The 20,154-nt window shown below is 62.9% G+C and carries 15 protein-coding genes and 1 pseudogene; 13 read left to right on the plus strand and 3 right to left on the minus strand.

Annotated features, from left to right (window positions below; all coding sequences use genetic code 11):
* Positions 1–1,271 precede the first annotated feature (1,271 nt).
* The 5 genes and pseudogenes from AB0L82_RS35790 to AB0L82_RS35810 form a co-directional block, all read left to right on the plus strand.
* Positions 1,272–2,474 (plus strand): hypothetical protein, encoded by a 1,203-nt coding sequence (locus AB0L82_RS35790; RefSeq protein WP_364646908.1) that lies wholly within the window; start codon positions 1,272–1,274, stop codon positions 2,472–2,474.
* A 43-nt stretch (positions 2,475–2,517) separates the two neighbouring features.
* Positions 2,518–3,324 carry a murein transglycosylase gene (locus tag AB0L82_RS35795; protein WP_364646911.1) on the plus strand — a complete coding sequence of 269 codons (807 nt, stop codon included), beginning with the start codon at positions 2,518–2,520 and terminating at the stop codon, positions 3,322–3,324.
* 308 nt (positions 3,325–3,632) lie between these two features.
* Positions 3,633–10,076, plus strand: coding sequence for a PA14 domain-containing protein (locus AB0L82_RS35800; RefSeq protein WP_364646914.1), 6,444 nt, complete (start codon positions 3,633–3,635; stop codon positions 10,074–10,076).
* Positions 10,077–10,130: 54 nt separating this feature from the next.
* Positions 10,131–10,706: a hypothetical protein gene (locus tag AB0L82_RS35805; RefSeq protein WP_364646917.1), complete on the plus strand. Its 576-nt coding sequence runs from the start codon at positions 10,131–10,133 to the stop codon at positions 10,704–10,706.
* A gap of 605 nt (positions 10,707–11,311) precedes the next feature.
* A pseudogene (locus AB0L82_RS35810) lies at positions 11,312–11,645 on the plus strand (IS3 family transposase); the annotation flags it as partial.
* Positions 11,646–11,835: 190 nt separating this feature from the next.
* Here the strand turns inward: AB0L82_RS35810 and AB0L82_RS35815 are convergent.
* A complete protein-coding gene (locus tag AB0L82_RS35815; protein WP_364646920.1) occupies positions 11,836–12,714 on the minus strand; it encodes a winged helix-turn-helix domain-containing protein in 879 nt (292 codons plus the stop codon).
* Positions 12,715–12,909: 195 nt separating this feature from the next.
* Here AB0L82_RS35815 and AB0L82_RS35820 point away from each other — a divergent pair, with 195 nt between their 5' ends.
* From AB0L82_RS35820 to AB0L82_RS35840, 5 genes are all read left to right on the plus strand, one after another.
* Entirely contained in the window at positions 12,910–13,947 is a 1,038-nt protein-coding gene (locus tag AB0L82_RS35820) for a hypothetical protein (protein WP_364646923.1), read from the plus strand.
* A 57-nt stretch (positions 13,948–14,004) separates the two neighbouring features.
* Positions 14,005–14,568 (plus strand): hypothetical protein, encoded by a 564-nt coding sequence (locus tag AB0L82_RS35825; protein WP_364646926.1) that lies wholly within the window; start codon positions 14,005–14,007, stop codon positions 14,566–14,568.
* A 28-nt stretch (positions 14,569–14,596) separates the two neighbouring features.
* Positions 14,597–14,824 carry a hypothetical protein gene (locus AB0L82_RS35830; protein WP_364646929.1) on the plus strand — a complete coding sequence of 76 codons (228 nt, stop codon included), beginning with the start codon at positions 14,597–14,599 and terminating at the stop codon, positions 14,822–14,824.
* Between the two features lie 178 nt (positions 14,825–15,002).
* Positions 15,003–15,893, plus strand: a complete 891-nt coding sequence (locus AB0L82_RS35835) for an alpha/beta fold hydrolase (RefSeq protein WP_364646932.1) — start codon at positions 15,003–15,005, stop codon at positions 15,891–15,893.
* A gap of 394 nt (positions 15,894–16,287) precedes the next feature.
* Positions 16,288–16,599, plus strand: a complete 312-nt coding sequence (locus tag AB0L82_RS35840) for a GreA/GreB family elongation factor (RefSeq protein ID WP_355126990.1) — start codon at positions 16,288–16,290, stop codon at positions 16,597–16,599.
* Positions 16,600–16,911: 312 nt separating this feature from the next.
* Here the strand turns inward: AB0L82_RS35840 and AB0L82_RS35845 are convergent, their stop codons facing one another.
* Positions 16,912–17,193: a hypothetical protein gene (locus AB0L82_RS35845; protein ID WP_364646936.1), complete on the minus strand. Its 282-nt coding sequence runs from the start codon at positions 17,191–17,193 to the stop codon at positions 16,912–16,914.
* Positions 17,194–17,523: 330 nt separating this feature from the next.
* Between AB0L82_RS35845 and AB0L82_RS35850 the strand changes: the two genes are divergently transcribed.
* Positions 17,524–18,384, plus strand: a complete 861-nt coding sequence (locus AB0L82_RS35850) for a hypothetical protein (RefSeq protein ID WP_364646939.1) — start codon at positions 17,524–17,526, stop codon at positions 18,382–18,384.
* Positions 18,385–18,827: 443 nt separating this feature from the next.
* Here AB0L82_RS35850 and AB0L82_RS35855 read toward each other — a convergent pair whose 3' ends face one another.
* On the minus strand, positions 18,828–19,181 hold the full coding sequence (locus tag AB0L82_RS35855) for a hypothetical protein (protein WP_364646942.1): 354 nt from the start codon (positions 19,179–19,181) through the stop codon (positions 18,828–18,830).
* A 447-nt stretch (positions 19,182–19,628) separates the two neighbouring features.
* Here AB0L82_RS35855 and AB0L82_RS35860 point away from each other — a divergent pair, with 447 nt between their 5' ends.
* Entirely contained in the window at positions 19,629–19,787 is a 159-nt protein-coding gene (locus AB0L82_RS35860; protein WP_364646945.1) for a hypothetical protein, read from the plus strand.
* A complete protein-coding gene (locus AB0L82_RS35865) occupies positions 19,784–20,101 on the plus strand; it encodes a hypothetical protein (protein ID WP_364646948.1) in 318 nt (105 codons plus the stop codon). Before AB0L82_RS35860 ends, AB0L82_RS35865 begins: the two co-directional genes overlap by 4 nt.
* The last annotated feature ends 53 nt before the right edge of the window (positions 20,102–20,154 follow it).

The following is a 20,154-nucleotide window of genomic DNA, read 5'->3' on the forward strand; positions in this document are numbered from 1 at the left end:
CCGGGTCCTTTGGTGTATCCGCGACGCGGAAATCTAATCGAAGAGCTTCCTCCCCGCGTTCGATGTCCGATTTGTCGGTTTCTGTTGTTTCCGGTGGACCGGTGAATGGCGGCCGGATGTGACTGTGACAAGAAGTGTCACTTGTGTGCTAACCGATGGGATCCCTTGACCTTGCCAACTGGCTTGAAAAGTCCTCTGACCATTGATTTTGGCATCAATCTTATGCTTTTCGGTCTGGTTGTGCTACCGCCCGCCATTCGCTGTTGCTGCCGGTTCGCCTAAACGAAATGCGGCATCAGGCTGCTTTCCATGTGCGCTCGATCCTCGGTTCGTTTCGTGGCAATATGACCAGATCAAGCGGCAATTAGTTTGCCTACATCTGCGGCTTGCTAAAGATTCACCACGCTATTCGAGTTCTTTGCCCTGCGATCTCGCCTGACTTGCGCCCTGCCTATTCGCGTTGCAGAGTTCTGCTCATGACGTGATCCTGTGAAAGGGCTGAGGACGCGATGTACCCAAGCATCTCGACGCCAGAATCTCGGTTTTCGGGATCGAACCGTGACGACCTCGGTGAGAGGTATCAGCGGCGTTCAATAGCACACGTTGCCGTCGGGAATGCGGCGCATTGGTAAGTGTTCGACTTCTCTTGTGCAGTGGAATTCCGCACTGCAAATTTTTAGATCCGCAATTACGGCAGTGCCCGGCGCATGGAGTGTGGACGGCTCGTCGTCCTGGTCGGATTCATCACGGAAGGTTTCTCAATGGGTAAGTTCAGTGCCATCCACCGCGGTGCAGTCGCAGCGGTCCTGATCGGCGCCTTTGCGGTGCCGCCATTGGCCGCGGCAGCGGAGCCGACTGGCGTGACAACGGTGAGCGTAAACGGTCCCCAGCTCCAGTCGACCGACGCAAACTCGAACAACTCGGAGCAGACAGACCCCACGGCTCCGACTTCGGGCCAGTCCGGATCGTCCAGTGGAGGTTCGTCTACCGGCGGTTCGTCGTTCACGGGGCCGTCCTTCAACGGCGGTTCGTCGGGCGGATTGCTTGGCGCCGGGTCGGCGGCGGACCTGCTCGGTCGTGTCTTCCGGGGAGCTCTGACCGGCTCCTGATATCGGCCGAGGTTTTCGGCGTCGTGGGGACAACCTTCCGGTTGCCGGCCCTCCGAAACGTCGACGATCTCCGTTCCTTGATCGCTGTGAAATCCGTTGCCGACCAATGCATTCGGCTCGCGGACCGTCGCGGAGAAACTACCGGACACCTGGTGAAGAGGCATGAACATCGAACCCGACCACGACGACCCACACGCCGGGTCCAGCGGAGCTGAACTCGTGCCCGCGGACAGCGCCGGAATTGCTATGCCCCCGACCGAGGATTACGTGGTCGTTCCCGTCACTGCGGAGGACAGTGTCGGCTCGCAGGCACCCACGGAGTTCATCGCCGGCCCGCTCGGTGCGTTCGATGACTCGGCTGCCGACTGGTTCGATGCCGACGACGCGTACATGGATGCGTTGACCGAGGTCATCGTCCTCCCACACGATCTCACCAATCCGGGCCAACCCTCATCCAGCGAGATCGAGCCCAGTGATCCGATCGATGACGAGCAAACCCGGTCGTTCGTGGCGGCGCTGTGGCCGAAGGTGGTCGCCTTTGCCGCAGGGCAGGACTGGCGGAAGCAGCTGCCGCGCATCGGTGCTATTGCCGCACTCCTATCCCTTGTCATCGGCGGCGTCGTTGCGGTTCAGTCCAAGGGCGACGACCGGGTCGGCAACACCACAGCCTCCGAGGATTCGCCCTCGGCCACCACCGACGAGCTGACCACACAGTTCGGGTCATTCGCGACCACGGATCTATCGAGTACCTCCACGACTCCTTCCGATGTACCCGTCCCGACCGATATCGCCTCCACCGACCCAGCCCTGCCTCCGACGCAGCCTGACCTCGGTACTGGCGTGCCGTCCACAGATACACCTCCCTCATCCGTGGACACGTCGGTCACTGAGACCACCACCACCGAGACCACGACGACACCCATCACCACGACGACCGATCAGCCCTCGGTATCAGTCAGCGGCAGCGTCTCGATCCAACTCCCGCCGTGGACAGGCCTCAACCAGGTTCCGCCGCCGACCACCGTGACCGTGTACGTCCCGACTCCCGACACCCGCACCACACCACCCCCAGCGGCTACGACCACACCCGGGACGACTCCGCCGGCGACCACAACCGCACCTAGCACCACAGCGCCACCGGTGACCACGACCACCGTCACACCTACGCCAACACCGTCAGAGACGGCGCGATGCAGTACTCCACCGCGCCCATCGAAGACGACCACGTCACCGTCCTCGTCGCTGCCGACACTCTCGCACCCACCGACGACATCGCCGCGCCCGTCGACAACCACCACACCACCCGCGACATCGAAACCAACCACAACCTCAGCCAAACCCACCACACCTCGCTCCTGCAGGTGAGTGGTCAACCTGAAAGATCGGTTGCGACAGTGAATTTCGAGAAATGATGGCGAAATCCCACCTTGGCTCGCTCCTCCGCTCGCAGACGATGGCCACCGGGCGAGCCCTGGTTCTGGCGGTTGTGCTGACGGCCCTGACAGTCCTGGGCTGCGGGGCCCTGACACATCGCGCGCCCGACCCGGCACCCCCTGGTTCCGGCGGCACAGTTCCTTCGATCCGGCTGGACTCGGTGGATAACAAGTTCGATCAGCTACAAGACTGGGCCAGAGCGCGTGCCGACAAGCACGGTATTCCAGTGCGTGCGCTGCAGGCCTACGGATACGCGACCGTCGTCATGGCCAAGGCACGGCCAGGTTGTCATCTCGGGTGGACCACCCTCGCGGGCATCGCGAGAATCGAAAGCAATCACGCCCGCTTCGGTAGTGCGAGCATCGCAGCGGACGGGCAAGTTCGTCCACCCATCCGCGGCGTAGCCCTGAACGGTACCGGTGGCAATGCGGTGATCATCGATCCGACAGCCTCTGTCGGCGCAGAACGGCCGGTATACGCGCGAGCAATGGGCCCATTTCAGTTCATCCCCGACACCTGGAATCGATGGGGTGCACGCGCCAGCGCGGACTACCACACCCTGGCAACGGCCATAGAGCACGATAAGCCGCTCGGCTCTGCCGAACTGACGGGCAACCCGGACAACATCGACGACGCCGCACTCGCGGCAGGGCGCTACCTCTGCGCATCAGGTGGAGACCTGTCCACCGCGCGTGGCTGGCGGCAAGCGATTTTCGCATACAACCACTCCAACACCTACGTCGACCAAGTACGCAGCGCCGCACTGGGATACGACCACTGACCGCCCCTGTCTGGGGATCCCGGCTGAATGAAAGCGGACCGAATCACTGAGTACTCAATCCCTTATATGTCGCGCTCGCTGACCGGCCTCTTATTCGTTGGGTACGGCAACGAGGAGTCTCGAAATCTCGGGCTAACTCCATGAATTAATTCCGACTCATAACACTTGGCTCAATTTCACTATTTGACCAGCCCCGCAGTGCGGGGCCGATCCCTTTGTGCGGAGACATGATTACCAATTTATTGCGAAGCGTGTGGAAAAACACGCGAGCCCGAAAATGGCTATTTGCCGTGGCCGGGATACTCGTAGTGGCATTGACGGCACAGACCGTGCATGTCATGGTCACACCGACAGCAGCTGATAAACACGCGATCGACGGCGCCCGCTATCTACCGCTGCTCAAACCGGTCAGCAGTGCGACACCGCTGAATGACAAGCCCGAGGACAAACCGCAGCAGGGCGACTTCAAACCGTTGATCGGTGCCGGCCAAACCTCGTTCGACCCCGCCACGTCGAAGGAATCGGGTCGCTCGGACGACTCTGTCGAGTACGTCAACAAGAATGGCTCCCACTCGGTGGTGCTGTCGCAAACGCCGTTGAGCGTGGCCGATGGACACGGTGGCTGGACACCCATGGACACCCGTGTGGTGGATAAGCCTAACGCGAAAGCGGGCGCGGCCCGCGATGGCGCGCATGCCCAGTTCGCTCCCACCGCGGACGACGCAAAACTCCTCGAAGTCGATTCCGGCCAGGCACCGGTGACACTGGCACTCGACGGTGCCAAGAAGGTCAAGCGGGCCGTCAAAGACTCCACCGTCACCTACCCCGAGGCGCTGACCGGCATCGACCTGCAGTACACAGTCGAGGTCGGAGCGGTCAAGGAAGCGTTGATCGTCAAGAACGCCAAGGCCATTGGCGAAGGCCGATGGGCGTTTACGTTGGGGCTGGGCGATGGCCTGACCCCGTCGCTCGAGGGTGACCACGTGCTCATCACCAACGCGCAGCACGTAGTGGTCGCGGCACTGCCCGCGATCGAGGTCTTCGACTCCGCGAACAAGGACAGCAAAGACAAAGCCAAGACCGCCGCGCACACAGGAGGAAAGTACTCCCTTGCGCGCAAGGGTGATTCGTGGTCGTTGACCGTATCTGTCGACAAGGGCTGGCTGATCGATAAGAAGCGGGTCTTCCCGATCACCGTGGACCCGACCTACACCTACGGTTTCGGCACCCAGCCGACGTCATTCGCATATCGCTCCGACGGCGCAGCGACATGTCAGAACACCTGCGGTATCGCAGTCGGCAACTCACTCCCGAACGGTCAGAACCTGTTGTGGCGATCCGGATTCCGCTTCGACTTCACCCCGGTCGCAGGCAAGACAGTAGTGGGTGCACGGCTGGACATCCAACGGACCGGATCGACCGGCACCGCGAACACGTTCACCTCGACCATCTCCAAGGCGACCAACCCACTGGGATACACAGCAATCGGTGACACATTGGCCTCCGGACCGATCGGTGATACCGGCTCGATGCAGTCCAAAGCGTTGACCGATTTCATCGCGGCCGCGGTCAGTTCGAACGACAGCAATGCGTGGCTGATGCTGACCGGCAACGAAACGAGTGTTCTGTCGTACAAGCAGCTCAAAGTTCAGCTGGTTATTGACTACGGCACCGCCGCGCCGGAGTCGGCACCCGCAGGGCCGGTCGACGATGCAGTGCTCACAACTCTCACACCCACCCTGCAGACCACCGCCGTGACAAACCCCTCCGGGGACGCCACGCAATATTGCTTCAAGGTTTCCACAGGGGTCGATGGCCGGTCTGGCAGCGTGGTGGATTCGGGATGCCTAGATACCCCGACATGGACTGTACCGAAATACGTGCTGCACGACGGCGGGGTCTACACATGGACGGTCGACACGACCATCAAAGGCGGGGCAACGTTGACCCCGGCGCACTGGGTGCGTCACTTCAGGGTTGACCAGCGAATCGGCGATCCGGGTCCGGTGCCGACCGATGATGCAGGCTCGGTGAGGGTGAATCTGGTCAACGGCAACGCCCATACCGAAGTCAGCGGACCCGGCTTCACTGCTGTCGGTGGTAGTGCGGGAGTGAAATTCGCATACAACTCCCAGTCCGGTGAAGGACACGGTATGCGGGCATCGTATTTCAACGATCCCCAACACAACGGCACTCCCGGCAATGCGCCCGTGCTGGTTCGCGGCGAGTCGCAGGTAAATCTGAATTGGTCGAATCCACTCGGGAATTCGAATGGGAATTTGGATCCAGGTGCCTTGGAATCCCGCACACGCCCACCGGCCCTGGCTCCGGACTTTTTCGTGGTTCGATGGGAAGGCTATTTCCAAGCCGACAACGCCGCTGACTACCAGTTCACGGGAGTGAATATCGATGGCGCGAAGATCTGGGTGGGAAACACGCTGGTCTACGACCACGCTGACCGTTTCAACGCTGATCCGTTTCAGCTCGGATTGGCCGGTTGGTCGAACAAAGTCACCCTGAAGCAGAACCAAAGAGTCGCGCTGAAGGTGGAGCTCTACCACAAGACGCTGGATCCCGCGCTGATGCAGCTGTGGGTGCAGACCGACCCGGCCCGCCCTCAGCTGGTGACCACCGATTCGTTGTATACACAGGATGCCTCCCCGCTGCCGCCCGGATGGACGCTAGGTACTCCGGGCAGCGGTTACACCCACGCGGAACTGCTCGACAGCGCGGTGGTGCTGACCGACACCGCGGGCGGTGTACACGCATGGGCCCGCACCCCCGGCGGCTACGCGCCACCACCGGACGAAGACGGAGTACTTGCCTTCGACGCCGCCGGCCAGATCTCGGTGACCGAGAACGGTGTGGTGTCAGTGTTCAACAACGACGGCACACTCGCGGCGGTTTCCACAGTGCTGGACAGCAAGAAACCCGCTGCGCTGCAATATGTTTACTCAGGTACGACGCCGCGGCTGACCAAGATCCAGGATCCAGTCTCGGGGCGCGCCCAAACTCTGTACTACAACACCGATAACAGCGACTCCTGCTACGGCGGCACGTCTAAACCCGCCGGAGCCACAAGCGCGCCACAGGGCAAACTGTGCCGGATCGTCTACTGGGATGGTAGCCAAACCCGCCTCTGGTACGACCGGTTGACCCTGCTGCGGATCGAGAACCCGGGTGGGGAGGTAACAGACTTCGCCTACCTGAAGATCCTGGAGCAGAAGGTCTGTCACCCCAACCCGACACCTGGCAAACCTGCTATCTGCACGACCACCGACGCGATCGAAGACCGCGACGGTCCACATGGCCCACTGGCCAAGATCCGCACTCCGCTAGTCAACGACTGGATCGCGGCCCAGGGGCCATTCTCCCTCACCTCCGGGGTCGAGACAGCCCTCAGCTACCTCTTGGCCGCCGATATCCCCGGCAACGCTGACTCGGAGAAAGAGAAGAAGTTCAGGACAACAGCGGTCTCCTTGCCGCCGACAAATTCCCCCCTAGCAACCCGAGCCCAACGCTCCTACGCGTACGACTTCCCTGGTCATCAGGCGGCTGTCAACGTGGCTGGATTGAGCCCGCAGGGTGGGTTCTACCGCAAGGTCACCTGGGACGATGCTGGCCGAGGCCTCACCGATACCAACGCGGATGGCGTCACTCGCTCGACCGAGTGGAACGCCAAGGACAAAGTGACAGCGGACATCGACCCGGCAGGGCGCCGCTCTACGACAGTGTATGACTATGCCGATCGCCCGGTTGATCTCTATGGTCCGGCACCGGCGTCGTGTTTCAACGGCCTGACACCGACCGCAGCGTGCGCGGCATCGGTTCCCCACACCCGTAACGGCTACGACGAAGGGATAGCCGGATTACAGACGGCGTTCTACGACAATCCATCGCTGTCGGGTGTTCCCAAGATCTGGCAGACCGGTATCGGTACCCCCGATGGTTCACTGGCCGCGAACTGGGGCCCCACACCGCCAGTGGCCAACACCGGCGGCTGGTCAGGCCGGTTCACCGGAGAAATTCAGTTCCCAGCGGTCGGCGCCTACGGCGTGGGCTTCACCACTGTCGACGGTGTCCGTATGTGGCTCGACGACGTACTTGTCGTGGACAGCTGGACAGACAAAGCCAGCACTGCCGTGACCGGCAGTTACAACAACGCCGCCGCCGGTAGTTGGCACCGAATCAGGGTCGAGTACTACAACCACAGCGGCAACACCGGTGCACTGAACTTCACCTGGACACCACCCGGTGCCGGTACGGTGACCACTCCAGGCCAGGTCCTGAGGCCACGGTATGGATTGGTAACCAGCAAGATCGACTACGACACCTCCCGTGGTAACACCCAACGGGCGGGATCAACCAAAACGGCAACCACCTTCTCGGATCCGGCGAGTGGTATCGACCCTGTCTACGGGCTGGTAGTCGCCAAGACATCGGATCCCGATGGTGCTTCGTTGACCAGGCGCCTTGGATACGAAAGCCCCGGCAACGGATACATGCGCCTCACCTCGACCGCCCTGCCATCCGGCGACATCTCCAACCCCGACAAGCGGAGCACGACAACCTATTACGGCGTCACGGAGACCCGGTCGAATCCATGCGATGCCGCGTCACCGGCGGTGAATCAGGCGGGCCTGCCAAAAATCACGACCGCTGCCAAGAACGCTGCCGGACAAGCCAATACAGCCGAAACGGTATACGACGCGAGCGGCAGGGTCGTGGCATCGCGGGTCAATTCCGAGCCCTGGTCATGCGCCAGCTACGACGCCCGAAGCCGACTGACCCGCAAGAGCTTTCCAGCGATGGGTGCCCAGCCAGCACGGACAGTCACCTACAACTACAGCGTCAATAATGACCCGCTGACAACATCGGTCACCGACGCCAGCGGCACGATCACGACCGCGGTCGACATTCTGGGCCGAGGCGTGTCCTACACCGACGCCAACGGTGTCGTAACAGCGACCGTCTATGACGCCGCAGGACGAGTGAGCAGTATCGCATCCACCATCAAGGGCATCACCAGCACTTTGAACTACACCTGGGACGACGCCTCGCGACTTCTCACTGTCGGACTGGACGGCACCACCGTCGCCACACCCCACAACGACAACGCAGGAGAACTGCAAAACGTCGCTTACGGCAACGGGTCGCGACTGGACTCCATTACTCGCGACGACACAGGAGCGATCACCGCCAGAACATGGAAGGCATCGAACTCGTCGGTAACCGACGCGGTCACTCGGTCCTGGCATGGTCGCATCACCGACGAAAACCTCACCGACACAGCCAATCCCGGTACCACCTTCGCTGACTCCTACACCTATGACAGCGTAGGACGTTTGGTTGCCGCCACCGTGCCACATCACCAGCTCACGTACTCCTTCGACGCCGCAGGTGGATGTGGCCCAAATGCGACGGCGGGAAACGACACCAACCGCACTGGATTCACCGATATCCGTGACGGCTCAGCTCCGGCGGTCACCCACTACTGCTACGACAACACCGACCGACTGTTGTCCACTAACGGAGACAACGCGCTGTCGTTCGTCTACGACGGGTATGGCAATGCGACCAAGGTAGGGACGGACACCCTCGGATACGACTCCACCCGCCGACACATATCCAGCACCACCGCTGCGGGCACGAATGTGGCGTACACCCGCGACGCCAACGACCGATTGGTAGCCCGCATCGTCCAGGGCGCCTCAACAGGGAACGGAACCACCCGATACGCCTACGCGAGCCCATCGGAAAGCAATCCGGAATTCGTGCTCAACGGAACCGGCAATCTGCTGCAGCGGGTCGTAAAACTGCCCGCCGGAGTCCTACTGACGAAGACCTACGGGCAATCCCCGGTAGCGAACTGGTCATATCCGAGCATTCACGGCAGCGTCCTGTTCACCGCCGACCGCAACGCCGTCCGTACCGGAACCCTGCACATCTACGACCCCTACGGCCAAGATATCGACCCGGCCACCGGCGCAATAGGTGACATTCCGATCCCCGCCACCATGCAGGGTGGTATGGACCTGGGCTACTTGGGCGAGCACACGATTCCCATCGAACACCTCGCCAGCCAGCAAACGCTTGAGATGGGCGTACGCACCTATCTGCCCACTCTTGGCCGGTTCCTGCAGACCGACCCCGTAGCGGCCGGCTCGGCCAACGACTACGACTACGTCAATGCCGACCCCGTCAACAACCTTGATGTGACCGGAAATTGCCCGGAATGTGTCATTCAAATCATCGAAGGTGCCGAGGCGCTCGTTGAGGATCTTACGGACGACGGCCCAAATCAGAATAAGACAGGAACTTCTAACACTGGGACACCACCGCCCAATGGCGCCCGCGGGCCCGAATGCGATACGTGCGGAATCTACGTCGCCGGCAACACCAAGATCCGCCCCAAAGTCGGCGATCGTGGAGACATTGACGTAGATTCCAATGGGATGGTGCACCCTCCGTCAGTCACGGACCTAAATGCCCACAACGTGCAAGGAAAATCTGCATTCGAATCCGTTGAAGCGGTAAAGAACCAAGGCCTCAATGGCAAGATAATATCGCCCAACCGTTCGTTGCCGGCTGGTTTGGGAATTATTGCGGATGACGAGAAACATGGCGGTCACGCGCCGCCGGGTCACCTTACAATCTATCCGACGAGAGATATGACGCTAGATGAAATGCAGGGTTTGGTAGACAGCATGGACTGGGTAGTGGTTGACCGTAACAAAAAGGGCGACAAATAAATGAGGCGCTCCTGCCGTCGGCTTCGCTCTAGCCGCCAGAGGCAGACGGCAGGCATGGCGCCGCTGTTCGAGTTAAGGTGGGGCAACGAGGAAGAGGAGTGCGGCGTCATGGCGATTATCTTCGAACTGGCGATAAATTTCGGTGACAAGGTCGATGCGGCGGGCGCGGCTGCACGCACTGCCCGCGAGATCATGCCGACTACGCTGCAGGCAGGCAGGCACAGCATCACCTTGCAGCCTCCCGTAGTAATTGAGTTGGGCCCCTACACTGGGTTGTCGATAATGCCCATTGGGGTTGGATACGGTGCCGTAGGAGACCACGGCATCCCAAGGATCAAACTTACTGCCGCAGAACTGACCGAACTTGCCCACCAGATGTATCGATTGCTTGCAAACCTCGACGGCTACATCACCGCCAAGGTCGGCTGGGAACCAGAAATGCTTCTAGACCCCACGGAATTGAAGAGTGACTGGTCAGATGAACTACACCAGGGCACTGTTGATGGTCTCGTCATCGCCGACGCCCTATACGACGAACTCGGCCTGAACGACAAGTACAGCGTCTTTAGGCCAGGCTATCGATGGATACCCTATAGCGGCGAATCGCCAAGCGCTCTCACGGCCGACTGAAATCATCCCACCCCTATTCCCCAGCGAACTTCCATTCGATAATGGAGACCTGTTCAACTCAACAGTACGGCGATGGCGACGCTGCCAAATAGCTGCGAGAGCGACACGCTGGCACGCATTTCGGCACCTGCCGAACAGGGGCAATGCCCGAGGATCGATCAGGGTCCTCGGGCATTGCCCCTGTTCGGCAAGTGCCCAAGCGGTATCCGAAAAAGTTCCGTGACGGACGTGCACGGGTCGCCCGCAACCGCGACGACGGGGCCACTCTCAAGCAGATCGCGGCTGATTTCGGAGTTCATTCGATGATGGTGTCGAAAGTGATGCGTCAATCGGATATTGAAAGACGGGAACAAGCCCCGGAACCCGCAGCGAGTCGGTTGCGCGATGCTCGAGCAGGAGAACGAGGTCCTGCGCCGCTCCGCAGCGTATCTGTCGCAGGCGCCGATACCGGGAAAAGGCTCTACTCGCTCGTGAAAGAGATTGCCGCCGAGAGGATTCCCGTGACGGTGGCGCGTCGGTGCTGCAGCTCGCTCGCCAGCCTTCTCCGGTGGCTGGCAGAACGAGTGACCGTCGGCGAACTCGCGCACGCGTATCGGGCCGACGCGTCGTTCGATTCGCGGGTGAAGTCCCGGCTCGCGGTCACCGCGATGAACAATGTCGACGCCCCGGGGGCTGTGAAGTCACCGACTCGTTCTGTACATCGACCGCAGAAGTCAGTTTCGCTCAAGAGAATTTATCCACACACGCAATCGCCATCGCAGGGCCGGATCCATGGGCCGGGTCGGCGCGGCTGGCGACAACGCCGCCATGGAGAGCTTCTTCAGCCTGCCACAACCCAAACTGCTCGACCGATACCACTGGCACACCCGCGAACAGTGGCGGATCGTGATCGCCACCTGCATCGAACGCACCTACCACCGTCGACGCCGAGAAGCCCGGTGGGCGGTGCCGATGACCATGGTCGTCGGCACCGTCATGGTCGGGCAAGGATTGACGGATTTTGGAGGCGCCACCGTTGTTCGTGCGATAGAGACCGTACGGACGACCGAGGGCTGGGCCAGGTCGGTCTGTCTGGGTGGGCAGGAACCATCTCGAGGACGATCGAGTTCCCAGGTATCACGACATCTCGCTAGGCCCTGCGGCCCTTGAGGTCTGCGCGGGCGTGTTCGAACCACTCGTAGGTCTCGGGGAAACCGTCGGCTTCCTCGCGCTGACCGCCGTGTACCCCGAACAGGTCGTAGGCGTACCGCCTCAGCACGGTGCTCTCGCTCTCCCCCGCTGCGGCGAGGATCGGGCGGTCCTCGAGGATCAGCGCGATGCCGGCGACCTCTCCAGCGCTCCAAACGAGTTGGTATGCCTCCCAACCCTCTTCGCGTACCTTCCAGGCACGAGCCACGAGCCGACGACGGAGATCGTCACGCTCGGCATCGTCGGGGCTGGCATACAGTCCGCTGCCCCGTTCCTGGGCAGTGGCGGCGGGTTCCTCAGCGGCAATGGTAGTTGCCGCGTTCCGAACAGGAAGCAGTGCAGGCTCGGCCCAGGAGCGCAGTTCGTCGGCAAAGTCGGCCAGCGCGCGCAATTCCTCGGCATTGGCGGGGCCGGTGGCAGCTTCGGCGCGGGTGCGGTCGGCCCAGAGGCTCAAGGCCGCGGTAAGGACGTAGTAGGTGTGCGGCCGGTCAGGGTCGTTGAAGTCGTAAGTGACTGTGCGCGAGGAGGTTCGAGTGGCTTCGATCAGGACCGCGATCTCACCGTGGAGGCGGGTGAGTTCGGCGGTCAAATCGACATTCGGCGACTGCGGAACCCGCACGACGTAGGCACCGAGTCCCTGACGGGTTTCGAGGATGCCGTCCTCGACCAGTCGCTGCTGTGCCTGCCGGACGGTGGTGGCACTGGGAATCCCGTACTCGTTCTGGATCTCGGAGATCGAGGGCAGCTTGTCCCCGACCGCATATCGCAAGGCGATCCGGGCTCGCAGGGCACGATAGAGAATCTCGTTACGGGCAGCCATACTGAACTCCAATCAGAGGTAACACTGTTGTGCGCCAACTCATCCTACGCATAACACAGTCAACATATATATGAACATAGTGGTAGGTTCTGAATTCCGATAAGCAGGATTAACGGCGCTCAGGAATTCCGAACGATACGGAATCATCCGGAAAACCCGGATGCTCAGATCGACATCCGAGATAGTCTGACAGCCATGACTGATACGCCGTCCCCGGACGTGGCCGAGTCCTCTCCCTACACCGAGCGCAGTCACGCCGATCTCGAACTCGGAGAGCTCGCCCGCGAGGTATCCGACTTCGCCCGGCGCATGGTGCCCACCGGTCCGCGCGGAGAGTCCACCTCCGGGTACCGGCTCGCCGACGCCCTCGCGCTGCAGGCGCTCGTGGGCCGCCTGGTCGAGGCGGTGGTGGTCACCGAGCGGCAGAACTACGTCAGCTGGCGACGACTCGGCGAGATCGCCGACCCGCCCGTCTCGGACTCCACCGCCCACGGCCGCTGGTCACCCGCCGAAACCGAATGGAAGACCCAGCGGCGAAAGTGGCTGCGGCACAACGTGATGGGCGGCCCCGACCGGGACGACACCGTCGCCGAGCGCGCCGCCCGCCTGGACCAATGGGTCACCCGCCACACCGAACCCGGCGATCTCGACCACGGCCCGCACCCGGTCACCGACCGCCTCGACCGGATGGACCCGGCGACCGAATCGGTGCACCTGAGCGTTCTGCGCCAGATCCTGCTCAGCGACTGCCCGGCCACGCCGGGCGCCCCCGGCACCGACGACGCCGGTCTGCCCCTGGATCTGCTGCTGCCCCTCGAGCAGCGCCAAGCCGCCGTCGACGCCGCCCTGGCCGCTGCCCTGCCCGAGGGCCCCGCGGCCGCCGAGGCCTGGCACCGGGCCCGCCGCAGCCGCACCTACGCCGAATCCCTCGACACCCAGATCCGTTCGGCAGCAGCACAATCGAGCGCCCCGGCCACCGCGCCGCGAATCGACACCGTCGACGCGGTGTACCTCGACGGACCACTGGCCGGGCAGCGCGGCTACGCCCTCAACACCCTCGGCCAACGCGTCGGGTTTGCCCTACCGCCCCGCCCCGGCGGCCCCACCGGCGAATACGAAGTCATCACCCTCGCACACCAGGGCCGCCCCGCCTCACTGCGCCTGATCCGCGACACCCCGACCGACTCCCAAACCCACTCCCCCGCAGCACCTTCCGAGGACCAGAAGCCCTGATGAACAGCCTGCGCTCTACCCCGAGACCGCCGCTCCCCCACTGACCGAAAGCACATCATGACCACTCGTTCCCGTCAGGCCGCCGCGCTGGCCCAGGTCCTGGGCGACCGCATCGGCCGCCCGGTGCGCCACTCATACGACGGCCCACGCACCGAGCGCTATAGCGGCGGGTGGCGCCTGGAATGGACCGACGGCCCGACCATCGGCACCATGCGCGCCCTGGCACGCGAATACGCCGCCCGCTTCCCGGACCTGCCGCCGGTCGAGAACATCCGCTTCGATCGCGCGCACACCGACCAAGCCGAGGCCACCGCGCTGCTGCTGTGGCTCGATACCGACCCGAACAGCGCATTCGACACAATTCCGGGGCTGTGGCTTGAGCAGTCTTTCGCGGCAACCGAGGACCCCGATCGTGCGCCCGAGGTATGGCAGCGCCGCGGGCACACCCTGTACGCCATGATCCGCGAGGCATACACCGCCAAGTCCAGCTCCAGCGGTCACACGATCGTTGTCACCGCGCTGGCCGAACGGATCCGCGCAAGCGGATGGGACCAGACGCTGGCATGGCTCGACCGACAGGCCGAGCCACATCACGAACCACACCTGCGCATCGTGAAGTGAGCACCGATCTCACAGCGGGAGAACAGCATTGGAACTGACAATCTGGGACGTAGTGCCCCAAAAGCATTCTGCGACAGCACTTCTATCGACGTACTGGTACAAGAACGAGCATCACGGCCGCCCCCGACCCGAACTCGATCGCCAGATCATGGACGTGGTGTTCGAGACCCGCAAACGCACCATGCTCGGCAACGACACCCACGATCAGGCATCCCGGGAATTCCATCTCCGTGAAGCGCGCGCACGAATGAACTGACGTCGGTCGCCCAAGCCGATGAACATCCGCTCATGCCGAATATCGGGCGTTGAATCCGTCGAGGTGCACGGCAGCGTGTGACAATCTATCCCCTGGGCGCGGGCGAGGCCGCTTGCTGGTAGCGCGCTCCGTCGGCATGTGAAAATCCGGAAAGCAGACTGAGCCGAGAGGGGCCTCAGTGGCCAACATCGCAAGGAATGCAAGGCCCGACTGGGTCGACGACGATCTGTTCCCGTTCGTGAGCCGCTTCATCGATATCGATGGACATACCGTGCATTACGTCGACGAGGGGACGGGTCCCACGCTGCTGTTCTTGCACGGTAATCCAACCTGGTCGTTCTTTTGGCACGACGTTATTCGCGCACTGCGCGGCGACTTCCGGTGCGTCGCCCTCGACTATCCCGGCTTCGGGCTGTCGACACCAAAGACCGGCTATCGTTACCTGCCCGCGGAGCACGCAGACGTGGTCACCGCGTTCGTCGACGCGCTCGGCCTCGACGCGGTGACACTCGTCGGGCAGGACTGGGGCGGTCTGATCGGACTTGCGGTCGTGCAAGGTCGGCTGACAGCCTTCGATCGGCTGGTACTCGCCAACACCTGGGCCTGGCCGGTCAACGGCGACTTCCACTTCGAGTGGTACTCCCGCATTATCGGCGGACCGCCGGTGCGTTTCCTGACCAGGCGGCTCAACTTCCTCGTCAATGTGCTCATCCCCATGGGTCACCGGTTGCGCAAGCCGACCCCAGCCGAGATGAGCCACTATCGTCGAGCACTGGACACCCCGGAGCGGCGCCAAGCTTCCGCCATACTCCCTGGCCAGATCACTGCGAGCCGGGCCTTCTTCGCCGAGGTCGCGTCAGGGCTCAGCGCTCTTGAACAGCTGCAGACATTGATCATCTGGGGTAGCGCCCAGATCGGCTTCCGTCCCAAGGAACGCGAACGTCTGGAAGCGGCCTTCCCCGAACATGAAACCGTGATCGTCGAAGGTGCAGGCGATTTCGTGGTCTCCGACGCGCCCGAGGAGTTTGTCGCCGCGATCCGCGACTGGGTGGCAGCGCAGCCGAATTAGCGCACGACAATACCCATGGCGCGCTGCCCTGAGCGGCCACGCCAGGCTGCTGACAGCTGATGAACATCCGATAATGCCGCGACCCGCGCGTTGGTCGGCCGTCCAAACCGGTTGGCCGATAGCGCTTCCCAACGCGCGCACATGCCTGAATGGCGCGCGTTGGGCTCACGATCCCGAGGGCACTGGACCCGATCTTTCGCCGCAGCTGTTGAACTCGCGCGTGATCGTCGTCGCTAACGTCACATTGGCCACGCAGGCGTGTCTGCTGTCTCCAGCTGTTCGTCTATGTGGCGCACGTAGGCTTTACAATTGCTTTCCAACACAACAGGTTTAAGCCTCCCAGCTCGCATGTATGCACATATGCGGGCAGGTGGTAGAGCGTGAGGATATGAGCATGGGCGAGCAGACAAGCGCCGAGTTCGACGACCAGGCCTTGATCGATGCTGCGACGGCGACCATAGTCGTGGAGCCGAATCCGGCGGCGAAGCGGAATTCCTGGGTCACGATCGAGCGAGTGGCCGCGGACGGGACGGAGCAACGATTCAAGATCGTGAGCTCGGATGACGCAGACGCCGTACTGGGCTGGGTCTCTGAAGAGTCCCCGCTGGGTCGCGCGGTGACGGGTGCTCATGCTGGCGATGTGGTCGACGTCCAAGGTGTTAGGAACCCGTTTCAGGTAAAGGTTCTGGCAGTCGTCAACGTGTAGCTCGTTTCTTGATCGCTTAGTACAAGACCAACTGCCTGTAAGGGTTCAGCCTGTGGGAACCATCGAATAAGCGGTTCTCGACACTGTCGTGGCGTGCACCCATCGCGGATCGGAATATCCGCTATTGCCGCGTGGCGCGCGGTTCGAAGCGGCCACGCGGCAGGGTCGAAGATCAACGCGCCGAGGAATCAATCTCGACCGGACCGAACGCGCTGAACTGACGATTCGAACTGAAACCCATTCGGCACCCACAGGTCTCACTGTCCCGAACACGCCAGAGAATGCGCTCATACGCCTGGCCGGGCGTGGGCCCTACCGGGCAATAGCGTCGATCAAGCCCACAACGAGCAGAAACGCGGCGAACGCAACGCCACCAACGGCCCAGGGGACGACGGCCTTCCAGTACGAGTCCTCGATCTCACCCTTTGCATCCAGCTTGAGCAGACCGGTTCGCACACCGACCCGCTTGGATATCGCGACGACCACGAGGACGACGCAGACGATTGCGATTCCGTACAGGCCGATCCCGACGTACAGCAGGAGGGCGATCGGAGCGAGCACAAGACCTTCGGGCGTGATGCTGGCACGTGACACAAGATCGATTCTCCACGCTGGCAACACAATTCGCATCGACTGCTCGATCCTGCGCGGTCGACTGTCGACTTCGCGGCTCCAGCCAAATCGATTGTTCGCACACCACAGTCATGACCTCGTGACCGTGATGACGCCCAAAAGTTGCCACTACCTGCACCGACGTCAGCCCTCAACGATCATGATGGAAGTGCGCTGCACTGGTCGCCACCCCGCGGTGACGACGAATCCGACACCCTCGGATTCCTGACCTTTCCCTCGCGGACCCGGTCCAGACCGGATACCGCCACCACCACCCCTGCGCCGAGGTTTCAGCAGAGAACCGAGTCTGCGATGACCTCTGGCCCCCTCACGCCTACCGCCGAGCTGCGTTTCCTGCTGGGCACCCATCAACCGCACTGGCTCACCGATTTCGCTGTCCCGCTGTTCGTTTCGGACCGGCGACTCCGCGAACGCACCACCCTGCCCCGCGCCTACAGCGAATGGGCCCTGGACTCCGGTGGCTTCACCGAACTCTCGGACTACGGCGGCTGGGAAACCACCACTCCCGCCGAATATGCCGCGCGGGTGCGCCGCTACCGCGACGAGATCGGGTCACTGTCCTGGGCCGCGCCCCAGGATTGGATGTGCGAGCCCGCCATCCTGGCCGGCGGACAGGTCGAGGGCCGCACCTTCGTCGGCACCAAACTCACTGTGCCCGAGCATCAACGCCGCACCGTCGAGAACTTCCTGACCTTGCGTGAGCTCGCGCCGGATCTGCCGTTCATCCCGGTCCTGCAAGGCTGGCAAGTCAGCGACTACTTGCGTTGCGCCGCACAGTATTTCGCGCGCGGGGTCGATCTGCTCGCCGCCCCAGTCGTCGGGGTCGGGTCGGTGTGCCGACGCCAGGCCAGCCGCGAGGCCGCCGAGATCTTCGCCGTGCTCGTCGATGAATACCCCGGCATCCGGCTACACGGCTTCGGAGTCAAAGCCGAAGGACTGGGCATGTACGGATCGCTGCTGCGCTCAGCCGATTCGATGGCCTGGTCCAAAGCCGCCCTATACGACGCTCCCCTGCCCGGATGCGCGCACAAGAGCTGCTCGAACTGTCCCCGCTACGCGATGCGCTGGCGTGATCAAGTACTCACCGCGGCCGCCGAGCACGCCCGCCATCCCCGCGGCATCCAAATGTCCCTACTGTTTGCCGCCGCATAACTCGATCACAGATACCCCGCCAAAGGGGGACCGCCCTGGGACGGAACGGCCCCCGACGACGGCAAGGAACGCCCGTCATGGGAACCCGGCGTTGCGGTTGCTGATCCCCACACGAATGGTAGCCAGAAATACGCCGAACGAATCCCCGCCCGCAGTGCTCTGGCGCCGGCGGTCGGTCATCGTGCACATACCGTCACCGGCCAGTCCACTCGGCCGGTATTGGCGCACCACCAAGCCAGGATCGCTCGGTCCGGATCGGCGGTAGAGGTATCCCGTTGCGCCACAACAGGTATCGAATGTAGGCGACCCGAAGCTGTTCCCGCAGACTGTCCGGGTCGATGCCTTGCGCGCGCAGCGCCGCCCGCTCCTGCCATTCCATACCCGGATTCGACGCACCGCTGCCCACCGCGGTTCCCTCGGAGCCCGATATGAGCCGAAATCGGTTAGCGCAGAGGCGGATCCGGTGGACATTCGCACGCGCCGTCCCGCCACCAGCCACACCACGGGCACGGCACCGGAAGCGCAACGAAATCACCACCTGCCAGCCATTGGTTCGCGGTCCGGCCCGGGGTCCGGATGATCGGCGGATCCGGTGCGTCCACCATGATCACCCGATCGGTTTGCCCGCGGGCCCGCGCGGCGGCCGCCAACTGCGGGATATCGGTGATCGGAGTCCGCCGTGCCGGTAGATCGGGCATGCGGAAGGATCCGGCAGGGCCCGCCCCCGCGACGGGTTCCTCCGGCTCGCCGACATCGCCGAGCCCTGCGACCACACCCGCAGCATCCCACGCCGCCACGACACCAGTCCAGACCAGCAAACGCCCTGACCTGCACAATCACCGACTTGGGCGGCCAATCGAGGAACTAGTGGCCCTCAGCCGGATCCGCAGGAAGCACCACTTCCAATTCGTTCACCAGTTCCCACCGCAACCACCCGTTCCACCACACCACGACCCAATCACCAGGAAAGGGCGGGTCAGGCTCCCGGACGGTCACCGGCTCCACTGGCTGATCGAAGTCGACACGCTCGGGCACATACCCCTCCGGAGCAACCCAACCGATCAGATCGCTATCGCGGTAGCGCGCACGAACGCGAGTACGCGGCGGCAACGGCACGACATCGCCCCCTCCCAGTCCGACAGAGCCCCCGCACCGCTGCGGCAGCGCGCACATCGCGGCGTCGGGAACCGGTAAGAATGCTGTTGCCCATCGCCGTTCGCGCGCGGATCTGGTACACCTGAGCTATGGCCGATGATCCCAACCTGAGCCCCGACGCGATCCGCGCGTCCCTGGCGCAGCTGAAGGTCGACCCCGAGGCCGACCTGGCCGCCGCGCTCGCGGCCCAGCAGTACCTCGCGGCGGCCGAAGCCGACGCCCGGCGCCGCTCACGCGACGCCGCATGATCCGAGGCGAAATCTGGCTCCACGCACCAACTCTCGGCAACACCCCCTCTCCTCGCCGTGACCTGGTCGTCATCATCTCCGATCAGATGATCATCGAAAGCCCCTACCGGTGGCTGCATGTGGTGCCGATCAGCGAGGCCGATCCCGGGCACGTACTGGCCACCCTGACCAGCCACGGCTGGGCCGATGTCCTCGAACTGACGCGTGTCTACCGTCCGTGGGTCACCGAGAAGGTCGGCGAACTCACCAGCGAAGAACTCGACGCCCTGGACGCGCGCCTGCGCACCGCCCAAGGACTCAACCGCCCCGACTGACCGGGGACCGAACCAGACACGGCCCGAACGCTTCCCCGCGTCCGGGCCGTGCC

The sequence above is a fragment of the Nocardia sp. NPDC052001 genome (assembly GCF_040680615.1).
Classification (GTDB): domain Bacteria; phylum Actinomycetota; class Actinomycetes; order Mycobacteriales; family Mycobacteriaceae; genus Nocardia.